The sequence below is a fragment of the Bacillus sp. Leaf49 genome, assembly GCF_001426125.1.
Taxonomy (GTDB): Bacteria; Bacillota; Bacilli; order Bacillales; family Bacillaceae; genus Bacillus; species Bacillus altitudinis.
Genome location: NZ_LMRK01000012.1, coordinates 239,487 through 254,015, shown reverse-complemented (window position 1 = coordinate 254,015; position 14,529 = coordinate 239,487). Strand labels below are relative to the sequence as shown.

The 14,529-nt window shown below is 42.4% G+C and carries 15 protein-coding genes; 2 read left to right on the top strand and 13 right to left on the bottom strand.

What is annotated here, in order from left to right; all coding sequences use genetic code 11:
• The first annotated feature begins 271 nt into the window (after positions 1-271).
• Entirely contained in the window at positions 272-1,363 is a 1,092-nt protein-coding gene (locus ASG46_RS08035) for a branched-chain amino acid aminotransferase (protein WP_008345553.1), read from the top strand.
• Positions 1,364-1,687: 324 nt separating this feature from the next.
• On the opposite strand, the gene ASG46_RS08025 is transcribed toward ASG46_RS08035, so the two are convergent.
• The 13 genes from ASG46_RS08025 to sigY all read right to left on the bottom strand — a co-directional run bounded on the left by ASG46_RS08025 (position 1,688) and on the right by sigY (position 12,963).
• Complete coding sequence (locus ASG46_RS08025) at positions 1,688-2,086, bottom strand: hypothetical protein (protein WP_025208200.1); 399 nt, start codon at positions 2,084-2,086, stop codon at positions 1,688-1,690.
• Positions 2,087-2,203: 117 nt separating this feature from the next.
• Positions 2,204-3,532 (bottom strand): 6-phospho-beta-glucosidase, encoded by a 1,329-nt coding sequence (locus tag ASG46_RS08020; RefSeq protein ID WP_007497885.1) that lies wholly within the window; start codon positions 3,530-3,532, stop codon positions 2,204-2,206.
• Positions 3,529-3,855, bottom strand: coding sequence for a PTS lactose/cellobiose transporter subunit IIA (locus ASG46_RS08015; RefSeq protein WP_008345561.1), 327 nt, complete (start codon positions 3,853-3,855; stop codon positions 3,529-3,531). The genes ASG46_RS08020 and ASG46_RS08015 overlap by 4 nt, the downstream gene beginning before the upstream one ends.
• Positions 3,856-3,881: 26 nt before the next feature.
• Positions 3,882-5,231 (bottom strand): PTS cellobiose transporter subunit IIC, encoded by a 1,350-nt coding sequence (gene celB / locus ASG46_RS08010; protein WP_007497888.1) that lies wholly within the window; start codon positions 5,229-5,231, stop codon positions 3,882-3,884.
• 14 nt (positions 5,232-5,245) lie between these two features.
• Positions 5,246-5,551: a PTS sugar transporter subunit IIB gene (locus ASG46_RS08005; protein ID WP_007497889.1), complete on the bottom strand. Its 306-nt coding sequence runs from the start codon at positions 5,549-5,551 to the stop codon at positions 5,246-5,248.
• A 121-nt stretch (positions 5,552-5,672) separates the two neighbouring features.
• Positions 5,673-7,616, bottom strand: a complete 1,944-nt coding sequence (locus ASG46_RS08000) for a BglG family transcription antiterminator (RefSeq protein WP_056704089.1) — start codon at positions 7,614-7,616, stop codon at positions 5,673-5,675.
• 242 nt (positions 7,617-7,858) lie between these two features.
• Positions 7,859-8,473: a class F sortase gene (locus ASG46_RS07995; protein ID WP_024719512.1), complete on the bottom strand. Its 615-nt coding sequence runs from the start codon at positions 8,471-8,473 to the stop codon at positions 7,859-7,861.
• A 69-nt stretch (positions 8,474-8,542) separates the two neighbouring features.
• Complete coding sequence (locus ASG46_RS07990; protein ID WP_048002463.1) at positions 8,543-9,925, bottom strand: hypothetical protein; 1,383 nt, start codon at positions 9,923-9,925, stop codon at positions 8,543-8,545.
• A 111-nt stretch (positions 9,926-10,036) separates the two neighbouring features.
• The gene (locus ASG46_RS21315) at positions 10,037-10,150 is read right to left on the bottom strand and encodes a hypothetical protein (RefSeq protein WP_226650551.1); all 114 of its coding nucleotides are present in this window, start codon (positions 10,148-10,150) and stop codon (positions 10,037-10,039) included.
• 83 nt (positions 10,151-10,233) lie between these two features.
• The gene (gene gdhA / locus ASG46_RS07985) at positions 10,234-11,604 is read right to left on the bottom strand and encodes an NADP-specific glutamate dehydrogenase (protein WP_056704086.1); all 1,371 of its coding nucleotides are present in this window, start codon (positions 11,602-11,604) and stop codon (positions 10,234-10,236) included.
• 308 nt (positions 11,605-11,912) lie between these two features.
• A complete protein-coding gene (locus ASG46_RS07980) occupies positions 11,913-12,125 on the bottom strand; it encodes a hypothetical protein (protein ID WP_008345569.1) in 213 nt (70 codons plus the stop codon).
• Positions 12,122-12,433 (bottom strand): YxlC family protein, encoded by a 312-nt coding sequence (locus ASG46_RS07975; RefSeq protein WP_045033786.1) that lies wholly within the window; start codon positions 12,431-12,433, stop codon positions 12,122-12,124. Before ASG46_RS07975 ends, ASG46_RS07980 begins: the two co-directional genes overlap by 4 nt.
• Positions 12,433-12,963, bottom strand: a complete 531-nt coding sequence (sigY, locus tag ASG46_RS07970) for an RNA polymerase sigma factor SigY (RefSeq protein ID WP_041507977.1) — start codon at positions 12,961-12,963, stop codon at positions 12,433-12,435. The genes ASG46_RS07975 and sigY overlap by 1 nt, the downstream gene beginning before the upstream one ends.
• Before the next feature lie 489 nt (positions 12,964-13,452).
• Between sigY and ASG46_RS07965 the strand changes: the two genes are divergently transcribed.
• Entirely contained in the window at positions 13,453-14,484 is a 1,032-nt protein-coding gene (locus ASG46_RS07965; RefSeq protein ID WP_008345573.1) for a pectate lyase family protein, read from the top strand.
• The last annotated feature ends 45 nt before the right edge of the window (positions 14,485-14,529 follow it).

Sequence of the window (14,529 nt, the reverse complement as noted above, 5' to 3'; positions counted from 1 at the left end):
AGTCAAAAGGTGTATGGTTGAAAGAATATCTTACAGGAAATCAAATCGCTTTTAAATTGTCAGATTAATCAGTTAATAATGAAATTGGATTTTATTTCTAAGGGGAAACTTCAGTAAAACCACGACAGAGAGGAGGAAAGCGCTTTAACAGATTTTTCTTGTCTGAATTCCAGAAAACCTATTGCTAATATTTTGTGAAGGTATAGAATAGAATCATAATTATTTCATATTATTAGAATTTTCAAATAATCAAACAGCAAGGAGATTTACGATGCCAAAACAACCCATCCGCGTTGAACTTAGTTCAACAAAAAAACCAAAACCTCAATCTGATCAACTTGAATTCGGAAAAATCTTCACAGACCACATGTTTGTGATGGATTATTCAATTGATAAAGGCTGGTATGATCCGAGAATTATCCCTTATCAGGCGATTCCAATGGATCCAGCTTCTATGGTTTATCATTATGGCCAATCTGTTTTTGAAGGCTTGAAGGCGTATGTGTCTGAGGATCAAAAGATTCTCTTATTCCGTCCCGAAAAAAATATGGAACGCTTAAACAGATCAAATGACCGCCTATGTATCCCGCAAATTGATACAGAAACGGTTTTAGAAGGCTTAAATGAACTCATTCGCATTGATAAGGATTGGGTACCTGATGCAGAGGGCACTTCTTTGTATATTCGTCCATTCATTATTTCTACTGAGCCCTATTTAGGTGTTGCACCGTCAAGCACCTATAAGCTGATCATCATTTTATCTCCAGTAGGTTCTTATTATAAAGAAGGCATCCATCCGGTCAAAATTGCGGTGGAAAACGAATTTGTCCGCGCTGTTAAAGGCGGAACAGGAAATGCCAAAACAGCTGGAAACTATGCATCAAGCCTGAAAGCACAGCAAGTTGCTGAAACGAAAGGATTTTCACAAGTCCTGTGGCTTGATGGCATCGAGAAAAAGTATATTGAAGAAGTCGGTAGTATGAATATCTTCTTTAAAATCAACGGAGAAATCGTGACGCCTGAACTGAACGGCAGCATTTTAGAAGGGATCACACGGAATTCTGTGCTTGAGCTGTTAAAGCATTGGGAAATCCCTGTGACAGAACGTAAAATTTCAATTGATGAGTTAATCGAAGCACATCAGTCAGGTGAACTTGAAGAAATCTTCGGGACAGGAACGGCAGCCGTCATTTCTCCTGTCGGTGAATTAATTTATCACGATCAGCCATACGTCATTCAAAATGGTCAAACAGGCGAAGTATCGAAGAAATTGTACGAAGCGATTACTGGAATCCAAAAAGGAACTCAGCCAGATATCTTCGGCTGGACAGTAGAAGTCGATTCGGTCGTCAAGCAGGCATAAGCAAGCGAAAGAACCTTTCATTTGATGAAGGGTTCTTTTTTTGTTTCTTTATCTCCTTCTCTACCTCATAATGGAAAATATGGATCTATTCCACGCTTAAGGAGTGATGATATGTTTTTTACTTATTTACTAGCGTTCTTTGGGATTTGCATCGGATCGATCATCATCGCTACAGGTTTCGATGATTCACCGTTCTTCACCCGTTTTCTATTTAAGTTTCTCGGAATTTCTATCTTTGTTCTTTCCATTACTTTTGTAAAAGTGAGGCGAAAGAGGTTACGCAACAAAAAGGCGAAAAAGACTTAGATGTCAGTCAGCCTCTCATCAAATCGTGCACCAAAACAAGACCGATATCCCCACAATGGCCCCTGCATATATCCACTGTTTCCCTTTGATACTCCGCTTTCTCTCGATCAGTAAAAAGATCTCTGGTAAAAAGACGATGATGATTTCTAGGATAAAAACAAGATGATAAACTGGCGGCATCGGCTGGAAATCAAAGTCTCTTTCATCTCCACCAATGGTTGCGAAATACATTAACAGATTGGTTACTGGAATGGTAAAACAAACGAGCAAGCGGAGAACATACATCCACACATCCTGTCTATGCCGAATCAGGCCAATAAATGAAGCGATGATTCCATACAAAAACAAAACCACTGTGCCGTAACTAAGTAGAGGTTGAACGATAAAGCCGTAAAGCATTAAACCAATTGCCACCATATTCTAACCGTCCTTTCTTTGAAGCAGTACATGTTGTTTTTTCTATCATACACTGCTTTCTCCGGTTTCCATATGAAAAAATCATAAAAAACGACCCCATAAAGGGGCCATTTTATTTTACGCATTCACTGATTTGAAGAACTGCGGTAAATATTCACGGTGCGCTTCAAGCATTTCATCTAAGATTTGCTTTGCAATTTCGTCAGAAGGAACGAGTGGATTGATGGTCATGGCGACAAGAGCCGTCTCGTAATCTCCTGTCACAGCTGCTTCAGCTGCCACACGCTCGAAGGACTTGATTTGTTGAACGAGTCCTCTCACAGCCACAGGCAGATCACCTGTCGCGATTGGTTTCGGTCCGTCCTTTGTAATGATACAGTTCACTTCAACCGCTGATTCGGCCGGAATGCTGGCAATCGCTCCTCTGTTCACTGTATTTACCGGTTGAATGTCATGTTTATCATTATAGATGGAGCTGATCAAATTACATGCTGCATCGCTGTAATAAGCCCCGCCTCTTTTTTCGAGCTGCGGCGGTTTAATCGATAAATCTGGGTCTTTATATAACTCAAATAGTTCATGCTCGACTTGCTGCACAACCTCTGCTCTTGTTCCTTTTTCTTGAGCCGCTTTTTGTTCTTCCTCCAGCATATCTTTCGTTTTATAGTAATAACGATGATACGGACATGGAATGACCCCTAAGCCTTTGACGAAAGAAGGCTCCCAGTTTTTCGCTTCAATATTCCTCATGGACCACTGGCTATTTGGATTTCCTAATTCATCGAGCACTTGATCCATAATGCTGACCCCGTCTAAATACACATCTAAGCCATAGACCATGTGATTGAGGCCTGCAAATTGTACTTCAATGCGTTCGACATCGACATCCAGCGCTTTTGCAATGCCCATTTTGATTCCAATCGGCACATTGCATAGACCGACCACTTTTTTCAGATTCGTGTAGCGTAACACCGCCTCTGTGACCATGCCTGCTGGATTTGTAAAGTTCACCAGCCAGGCATCTGGGCAAAGCTCTTCCATATCCTTCACGATGTCTAGAATGACTGGAATGGTGCGTAGACCTTTAAATAACCCGCCTGGACCATTCGTTTCCTGTCCAATGACGCCATATTTAAGTGGGATTCTTTCATCCTTGGCTCTGGCTTCGAGCAGTCCTACACGAAATTGTGTCGTGACAAAGTCCGCATCTTTCAGAGCTGCCCGGCGGTCAAGGGTGAGGTGCACTTCAATCGGCAAACCCGCTTTTTCAACCATACGTTTTGCAAGGGCACCCACGATGTTCAACTTTTCCTGACCCGCTTCAATATCCACAAGCCATAATTCCTTTACAGGCAATTCTTGATATCGTTTAATAAACCCTTCGACGAGCTCAGGCGTATAGCTTGATCCACCGCCTATTGTGACAATTTTGATTCCGTCTTTCATGAATTGACACCTCCGAATTGCTTCATTTTTTCATGGAGCTCAATGATTTCAGCTGCAAGCTCCTTGACGGTCATTGCGTTCATCAGATGATCCTGTGCATGAATCATCAAGAGACTGACGTCGGTTTTCTCTCCTCTGATTTCTCCTTGGATCAGCTCTGTCTGTGCGTGATGCGCCTCATTTAACGCGTCTTGTGCTTCCTGCAATTTTTGCTTCGCCTCATCAAAATTGCCTTGCTTTGCACATGTAATGGCCTCCATGGCCGAGCTTCTGCCATTACCACCGTGCAAGATGAGTTGAAACACAATTTGTTCCATTTCCATCGGCCGCATCCCCCTTGTTCCCTCTATTACATGCTGACGACATTTTCATCTGTTGATGCTTTTGCTTCAAGCTCATTTTCTTCTTTCAATTTCTGCTTATCCCACATTCTAAAGAATGGATAGTATAGCGCAAATGACAAGGCAAGGTTAATCAACTGCATGACCGCGCCAGAGATTTTCCCACCTGTTGCGAGATAGCCTGAAATGATTGGCGGCATTGTCCACGGGACAGCGATCCCTGCCGGTTTTGCTACAAGTCCTGTGCTCATTCCGATATATGTGGTGATGATCATCATAATTGGGGTAAGGATAAACGGAATGAGAAGCATTGGGTTCATCACAATCGGCATTCCAAAAATGATCGGTTCGTTGATGTTAAAGATGGCTGGCCCAATCGCAAGACGGCCAAGCTGTTTCATTTGTTTACTTCTCGCACGCAAGATCATGGTCAGTACCAAAGCAAGCGTCGCGCCGCTTCCGCCTACATTGATAAAAATTTCAAAGAACTGCGCTGTGAAAATATTCGGCAGCACTTCTCCTGCTTGGAAGGCAAGACGGTTTTCATCCATCGCACCGAGCCAAATCGGACCCATGACTCCACCGACAATGGTGGCTCCGTGAATACCACATGCCCAGAGGAGCATTTGCACACCGATGGCAACGATACTTCCGCCTAAGCTTCCACCAAGAATGGATAGTGGTGTGCCGATTAAGACCGTGATGATATTATGAATACTCTCAAAAGGTGTCATCTCAATCAGAAGCCTAGCGACCCAGATCAGCGTGATGACCACAAAACCTGGAATAAGTGCGATAAACGATTTACTAACTGCTGGCGGTACACCATCAGGCATTTTGATAACGATATTCCGCTGTACAATAAAGCGGTAAATTTCGGTGGAAAGCATGGCAATAATCATGGCAACGAATAGCCCTTTACTGCCCATCAGTGTGACGGGAATACCGCCATTCACTAGGATAGCTTCTGTTGATCCTTCAGGTGTGAACGGTACTTGATAAGGTGTGGCTAGGAGGAAAGCTGCGACAGCAATTGCACCAGATGACAGTGCATCGACTGCATACTTTTCAGCTAACCTGTACGCGATCCCAAAGGTCGCAACAAGTGCCATAATGTCAAAGGTGGCATTCACAGGATAGGATAGTTTCGTGGCCCATTCGGCTCCGAAGACACTTGCCATAAAATCGCTGTATCCTGGAATCGGAAGGTTGGCTAAAATAAGAAACAGTGAACCGACGATAATGAGAGGCATGGTTAAAACAATTCCGTCACGCAATGCTTGTAAATGTCTTTGAGCGGCAATCTTCCCTGCAAACGGCATAACCTTCTCTTCTAGAAATCGGTTGAATCCATTCATCCCTTCCGCCCCCTTTATCCGTTCACTAACTGTTCAGCAGATTTTAAAACCTCAGCACCATTACATACGCCATAATGCACGGTATTAATTACGTCTACTGGAATTCCTTTGTCTTCTCCGAGTTTTTTCATTTGCGGTAATAAATAACGAACTTGAGGTCCTAATAAAAGCACATCGGCTTGATCAATATGATTTTTTGCAGCATCTCCAGATACGGCCCAAATACGATAGTCTTTTCCTTGTTCTTGTGCACTTTTCTCCATTTTTGTGACAAGTAAGCTTGTTGACATACCTGCTGCACAAACTAATAAAATGTTCATTGTAAACGCCCCCTTTTTGAAGTATGAAGCTTTTCTTTACACATTCATCATATTATGAAACCGCTTTCATAAACACCCATACTTTTTCCTTTAAGAAGCGGAAAAAGTTAATATCACACCATTAGTTCTTGTACGAAGGCGCTTTTTTATCCATGACATCCAGCATGTCTTCAAAGGTGTCACAGGTGATGAGGTGCTGAATAAATTTCACATGATGGACAAGCTCTCCAAGCAGACGGTACATGCCTTTTAAGTCTTTGGCATTCTCTTTTTCGACACAAAGCAAGCAGACAAATTGAACTTTTTTCTCTCCCCAAATAATCGGTTTTTCTAATGTACAGATCGCCCAAAACGTCTCTTCTGTTAGCGGGGTCATCGGATGCGGAATCGCTGTATAATGCCCAAATGAAGTCGGTGCAGACTCTTCTCTTTCCATCACAGATTGTGTAAGTTCTGCTGGCGCTAAGCCCTTGTCAATGACCTTTTGCGTGAGAAAGTGTATGACCTCTTCCTTTGTTTGAAAGGCGCGTTTTGTAAAGACCAATTCCTTTTTCATATATTGCGTGGCTAATGTCACTCTTGTTTCACTTGTCAAAGCTTCTTCTATTTTTAAAAAATCACTGCCTCCTAAAATCGTGTTCACTTGAATGACCGGAATCGGTAAATCCATATGAATGGGAATGGTCGAAATAATTAAATCCAATGCATGTAAAGAGACATGCGGAAGGGAATAAAGCTCTGCTGTTCCTAAAATGGTCAGCTTCGACCCAAATTGTGACCGCAAACGATCTTGAAGTAGCCTTGCACTCCCTGCACCAGACGCACAGACAATCAGGCATCGCTTCGGTGGTATCTCCATTTTCCTGCGCTCTAAGGCCGCACCAAAATGAAGTGCCATATAGCCGATCTCATTTTCATGAATGGACAAACCTGTCTCTTCTTCAATTACCCTGCTCGCCACAATCCCTGCTTCAAAGGCAATTGGATAGCCCGCTTTGATCTCATCAAGCATTGGATTTCTTAAATTCATTCCATACTTACACCGATTGATCGCCGGCTTTAAGTGCAAACTGAGGCCAATCAGCAATTCCGCATCTCCCGCTAAATCCAGCTGCAATTTTTGATCAATGGCTTTCAGCATCAGCTGAACAAGACGGCTCGTGTCATCATCCACAATTTGTTTTTGACCGCCCGTTGAAAAAGACTGTACCATTTTGGCTGTTCCTAGCAAATGAATGGCGATATAAACGATTTCCTCTTGTGGAAATGAGACATCTAGCAGCCCTTCAAGACGCTCAACCATTTTTTTGGCTACCTTGTATTCTTTTGCCCTTGGGATTTCGTTGATTTCTTCAGGCAGCACAGATACATAGTTTCCGTGTCTAATCCGTTTACAGGCAATAGCAATATGAACAATTAAATTATTCATGCAAATGTCTGATAGATTCATTTTTTCCTCGTTGATATAATCAATCATGGTTCTCTGAATCAATTCCAGCTCATGTTTTGGCAAAATCGTAACCGCCGTGTTCAGCATTGTTTGATAGGAACGCCGTTCATTGAATAAATATTCTGACATGCAATAACGGATTTTCATCTCAGATCCTTTGATCCGGCAGCCTTTATTCGGCTTTACTTCCAGCTTCAGATCAAAGGGTTCGAGCTTACGTTTGACCCATTTCATGTCATTACTCATCGTCGATTTACTAATAAACAGCTGCTCCTGTAAGTCTTCCAGCTTCACATATGATTCCGCTAGAAGCAGCTTTTTCAAAATAAATCGAACTCGTTCTTCTGGAAGAATAGCAAGCGGTTCTTCCTGTTCGACTTCTTCCTTCATAAAACGGCGAAAGGCATTCTCATCGTTGATCAACAGCTCATAGCCAGCGCCTCTAACAGCTGATACAGCTGCTTGATAAGGGGCTAGACGCTCATTCAGTTCCTTGATGTCTGTTCGGATGGTGCGGCTTGTCACTTGTAAACTGACAGAAAGCGCAGCGCTCGTGAGAGGAGTCTCAGCTGCCATCAGCTGACTTAAAATGTGCGCCAGTCTTTTACTCAGCATTAGGTCGGCCTCCTTCATTTAGGGTGGAGAATCTGCCTTGTTTGGACAGGTTGTATACGCTTACAGTTCTCTTCATTACTCATATTCTACTGAAAAGAAATAAAAATTGCCAACTCATTTATATGACAAACGCCCCTATTTATACAACCAACCATATCTAATGACCTATGAACCTTCTTCTAAGATGCTGTTGTGGAAATCATGAAAAAAAGGCGTTACACCTCCGTGTATCCGCCTTTTTCTTATGAGGAAATCAGTTGTGTAAAGACAACCAATCTTTTTTCATGTGTACCGGCTGCATGATCAAAAGTTCCCGTACATGTGATGAAATTGAGATTCCGTGTAAAGGCGTATCCGAAAAAAGCATTTGGTTTCTCTTCGCGCGGATAGCTTTTCACCTTGAGAACCTCAAAGGTTCGCTTTTCCCCTGACGAGGATGTCACAATGACTTTGTCTCCCTTTTTTAGCTCCTTTAGTCGATAAAAAACAGCTGGACCCCATTTATTATCAACATGACCATTTATGACAGCATTCCCTTTATCACCAGGCTTCGGACCATCTTCAAACCAAGCTGTGTGATCTGTATTTTGTGGAACACCCATACTGCCATCCTTTGATAAAGTCGTTTTCTCCACTTTTGCTTGGACATCAATCGCTGGAATGGAGATGTCAGCTGGCACAATACCCGATGGCTCATCTTTTAACGTGTCGTGTGAATGAGATGGATTCTTGGCTTGTTTTGCTGTCATTGGCTCAGAAGATGATGCAGTTTCAGAGGATGACTTTTCATCTATTGATTGGGATGCGCAGCCCGTGATGATGAAAAGCGTCAGAATACCAAACAGCCATCTTTTCACGCAAGTCGACCTCCTTTTGAAGAAAGGAACGGCACGATTGTGCACGTTCCCTCTTGTCTTGATGCCTGCTTAATTTGATGGTTTACGGCGAATGAGGAAGAACGCCCCCACTGCACCTCCGGCTAAGATGAGACTTGCCATCATCCCAGCAAATGCTTCATATGACATACCTAAGGGACCGGCTGTGCCTCCCATACCTGTTTTCGGCATCTCATTTGGCATGTTGGATTTGAATAATTCAGGATGCTGATCGACAATAGCTGATGCGACATCTTGACCAACCATGAACATATGGCCGTATGCTTCTCTGACAGTCGGGTACAGCTGATCATATTCGCCATTGTGATAAGACGTGTACGTTTTGATGAGCTCATCAATATGGGTTTTCAACCCGGCTTCTAAGTCAGCCGCCTTCAATCGTCCATCTGTCGCTTGATCTAAAAATTTTGCTTGTTTCATACGGTAAGCATCTAAATCTTTGACGGCCTTTTCTTTTGCTTGCTCGTCTCCTGATGCATCCGCTTTAACATAATCAACTAAATATCCGATATGACTTGACCAGATCGTTTTAAATTGTTTTCCTGCATCTTTTCCATAAACAGAAGCGATCGCATCTGATAGATCATTCGTGTTTTCATTTAACGCTGCTGCCGCTTGGTCAAAGTCCTTGCTGCCATCATTCCCTTTTTGCATAGCCACTACCGCGAGTGCCAAATGCTCTGAGAACAAGTAGTTTAAATCCTCACGAAGATCTGCGGCTGGAGTATCCACTGATTTTTGATCAAATTTCCCAGGAAATTGATCTGTAATCGCCCATGATACGCCTTTACCTACTTCAAACATATGATGAATGGATTTTCTGACCGTTTCATAGGTTGTATCAAAATCCTTTTCTGTGTAACTGTCAAAAGCTTTTAGCAGTTCATTGACGTGCATTTTTAAACCTTCTTCAAGTTCACTTGCTTTCAATCTTCCATCCGTTGCTTTATCAAGCATATCAGCTTGTTTCATGCGGTATTGATCAAGCTCTTTGACCGCTTTCTTTTTACCTGCTTCATCTTTTTTCGCTGTTGCTTGTACATAATCAACAAAGTAACCGATATGGCTTGACCAAATCTCTTTGAATTGTTTCCCTGCTTTTTTTCCATACACAGAGGCGATCGCATCTGATAGATCATTCGTGTTTTCATTTAACGCTGCTGCTGCTTGATCAAAATCTTTACTTCCATCAATTCCCTTTTGCATCGTGATCACTGCTAAATAAGCATGTTCTGAGAACAGCTGATCAAGCGCTGCGCGAAGATCCGTTGCTTTATTTGACACCTCTTGTGATGATGACGACTTTTTTGCATCCCCATGCATATGTCCTTCGTGTGCACTTGCCATTTGAGCAGTTGGTAATAATAATGCTGCACTAAGCGGGATCGTTAAAAATGCTTTTTTCATTTTCATCTGTTTTGCCTCCTCTTTCCGTTTGTTATGTACTTAACGGAGAGAGAAGTGAAATGGATCATTCACACAGCATATTTTTTTGTTTCATTCATTTCATAAAAAAAAGCCGGATTACCCGGCTGATACGTTACGACTTTTGGATACTTTTCGTTCTTTGTATATTTTCCTCACCACTGGATAAATCACTGGTGCCCATTTGACAATTTGTTTCAGCCACTTTTTCATTTTCTCCCGCGCCTCCTTATTGTCATTCTTACAAGACGATTCCCGATCTTGTCATGAAATAAACAGGTGCGGGAGAGCAGGAATTAAATGACGCCTTGCGCGATCATGGCATCTGCCACTTTACGAAATCCTGCAATATTTGCGCCTACCATTAAGTTTCCAGCGTATCCGTATTCTTCAGCTGTCTCGGTACACTGACGATAAATCGACTGCATCATTTGTTTCAACTGACCATCTACTTCTTCAAAAGTCCAAGACATTCTCGCACTGTTTTGCGCCATTTCTAATGCCGAAACACCCACTCCCCCAGCATTTGCTGCTTTTGCTGGTGCAAACAAAATATCATGTTGTTCAAATACTTTGACGGCCTCAAGTGTGGACGGCATATTGGCCCCTTCTCCTACAGCGATGACACCGTTTGCCACTAGTTGCTGTGCTTGCGACTCTGAAATTTCATTTTGGGTCGCACATGGCAGCGCAATGTCACAAGGGAGAGACCAAATTTGTTCGCAATCTTCAATCAATTCAGCATGCGGGTGAATGTCTATGTAGGCACTAATTCTCTGGTTATCGACTTCCTTCAGCTGCTTCACTGTCTCAAGTGAAATGCCTTGAGGGTCGTAAATGGCTCCGCTTGAATCACTACAAGCCACAACCTTTCCGCCTAATTCCAATACTTTTTCCATCGCATAAATCGATACATTTCCTGACCCAGACACAACAACAGATCGTCCTTCAAATTGCATTCCGTGGGCTTTTAACATTTCTTCCATAAAGTACACAAGTCCATAGCCGGTCGCTTCTTTTCTTGCTAAACTGCCTCCGAAGCCAGGGCTCTTTCCTGTCAGGACACCTGCTTCATACGCACCACGCATTTTTTTGTACTGGCCGAACATATAGCCGATTTCGCGTGCGCCTACCCCGATATCTCCTGCCGGTACATCTTGATCAGGTCCAATATAACGACTGAGTTCACTCATAAAGCTTTGAACAAAACGCATGATTTCTCCATCAGATTTCCCTTTAGGGTCAAAATCTGATCCACCTTTTCCTCCGCCGATCGGCAAACCTGTCAGTGCGTTTTTAAAGATTTGTTCAAACCCTAAAAACTTGATGATGCTGGCATTGACCGATGGGTGGAAACGAATGCCCCCCTTATAAGGACCGATGGCACTATTAAATTGAACCCTGAATCCTCTGTTCACCTGTACTTTGCCTTCATCGTCTACCCACGGTACACGAAACATCACAATCCGCTCAGGCTCAATTAAGCGTTCTAAGATCCCCTGTTTTTCATACTCTGGGTGTTTTGCAAAAACCGGGACGAGGGATTCCAGAATTTCTTTCACGGCTTGTTGGAATTCCGCCTCACCTGGATTCCGTTTTTCTACATCCTCTAGCACACGGTGGATGTAGCTTTGTGCTGTTTGTGCTGCTCGATCTAAGGTCAACATGTCTCATCTGCCTCCTTGTCAATATCTCACTCTTTGGTTGTTAGATTTTCTAACGCATATTGAGATTAATTTAACACCATTTGTAAAAACTGATCAATATTGATAACAGATGAAAACGATGCCGAAATGAGATAGATCAAGCAGAATCACCTTCCGTCATGAAAATAGCCCGCTCAAAGAATGACTATCGTGCTAGAAATGACGAACTGGACGTTCAACATCCCGCTTTCTTTGACACATTCATGAAACTTTCATTTTTTCTAGATGATGATCATTCAAAAAAAAGGTCAAAAGTTTTACAACGTCTTTCAATCTTTCCTGAGCTTTTCTCCTCTTTTACGATCAGGTAAGACAACACACAGCCAATATAAAATAGAAGAAGATGGGAAGTTGATTAATCCAATGATGCCCCAGAACCATTTATAACGCCCTCTTTTCTTAGCATCCATAAATAAGAGAAATCCCTGTGCAAACAGTAACGGTAATGCGCACAATAAGATGATCATTTCCGTCTGACTCATAAGGAGGACCCTCCTTTAATATGTTGATATTCCTTGATGCCGACAACCACACAGAGCGGCACGCTCACCACTTGGAGAAGAATGAAGATGATGGGCAAATGAGTAATGGCAGCTGCAAAAAGTGTCATGATGGTCAGACTGACGATGATGTACGCCAGCACTTCTTGTTTAAAACGTTTTTTCTCTTTTTCCTTTGCCTGCTTTAGCATCAACATCAAAGCTTGTTCACTCGGCTTTTCTACTTCGATTTGTTCATCGAGCTCCTGCAGCCCCTCTTTTAAACGATCGGCGAAACGATCTTCTTTCATCAGTCCCACTCCTTTCGAATTTTCTTGATCCCATGATGAACCCTCGATTTCACCGTACCTTCTCTCACCCCGAGCATCGAAGCGATTTCAGGGTAAGTAAAGCCATAATAGTAATGGAGAAGGATCGGTGCTCTCTCCTGAGCCTTTAACTCATTTAGAGCATCCCACATGTCATGCCAAGTATGGCCTTTTTGCTGAACATCCCATTTGAACCGGCGGATGGCTTCTTGATTCGCCTTTCCTTCTCTCTTTTGTTCACGTTTTCTTTTCTTTTGATGATCTAAAAATTGTCTAGATGCAATGGACATGAGCCATGTTGAAAATAATGAATCTCCTCTAAAAGAAGAAAGTTTCATGTACGCTTTGAGCATCGTTTCTTGCATGATCTCCTCTGTCAGCTCTTGTTGAAGGGTCAATTTCATCAAATAACGGTAAAGAAACGAATAATGATGCCGATAAAGGGCGGTAAATGCGGCATCATCCCCCTGTTTTGCCCGCTTGATCCATAAAGTCTCCTCGGTCTGCTCCAAACACGTCCCTCCTTCCTTTCTATCTCTTATTGATTAGACGACACCGGTGATCGCATCGTTTAAAATAGACCTTCTTTTTTTAAATTGGAGCCTTTTCTACCTACTGTTTAGCGCATGGATCTATTTGATATCCATTTTTTTCTTATGTAATGATTATGACATGTCTTTGTCTCTAACAAAATGACGCTTTCGTAATCATCTTGATTTTCCTTGAAAAGAAGAACGTCCTTTTCATAATCACTAGGTTACCCCAATACCTATCGTCAATGATCCTTGTCTCATGTAGATAAATTGAAATAATCATTGCCTTAGTTTCCTTGAAAATCGTGGAATACTTCGTTCCAATTCTTAGCCGATGATACCTTTTTGCGTGCTATGCTCTTCCTACATTCCGAAAGAGGCGATGCTGGCGAAGGAAGGAGGAGCGGTTGAATCGCAGCTTATTTTGGAAACGTTTACATTAAAACAAAATAGAGAATGGAGATGTTCATGTTGAAGAAAAAAGTTCCAATGTTAGCTGGTGTGTTAGCGGTTGGTCTCGTGACTTCATTATTTGCGCCAAATGGGGAGGCAAAAGCAGCAACGAAATATCCAGAAAGCCCTTCGATTATGGCCAATTTTAATCAGCAAGGATTCTCCACATTAAATGGCGGTACAACAGGCGGTGAAGGCGGTAAAACGGTGACGGTGAAAACGGGAAATGAACTATTAGCTGCCCTCAAAAGCAAAGGAACAAATGAAAAATTGAAAATCGTGGTAGACGGAACGATTACTCCTTCTAATACATCAGCCAATAAAATTGATGTGAAAGATACAAACAATGTCTCCATCGTCGGTAAAGGGACAAACGGCGAATTTAATGGGATTGGTATTAAAGTATGGCGTGCCAATAACGTCATCATCCGCAACCTCAAAATCCATCACAGCAAAATCGGTGATAAAGATGCCATCGGAATCGAAGGTGGCTCTAAAAACGTATGGGTCGACCATAATGAACTCTACAACACTTTGAACTCTGGGAAAGATGACTATGATGGGTTATTCGATGTGAAAAATGACTCCGATTACATTACGTTCTCATGGAACTATGTCCATGACAGCTGGAAAACAATGCTGATGGGCAGCTCCGATAACGATAACTACAACAGAAAAATCACATTCCACAACAACCGCTTTGAAAACTTGAACTCTCGTGTACCGTCTATGCGCTACGGAGAAGGTCATGTGTATAACAACTACTACAAAGGCATCCATACAACTGCGATTAACTCTCGTATGGGCGCAAAAATGAGAATTGAGCACAACGTATTTGAAAATACAAACAATGCCATTGGCAGCTGGGACAGCCGTCAAGTCGGTACATGGCATGTCATCAACAACTCATATATTAATAGCACAGGCAGTCTGCCAACGTCTTCAACAGGTACGTACAACCCTCCTTATAACTACTCTTTGCTTAACGTGAACAATGTGAAATCAGAAGTTGTATCAAATGCGGGTGTAGGAAAAGTAAATCCTTAAACTCAAAAAAACGTTCGGGCAGAAATCTTCTGTCCGAACGTTCTT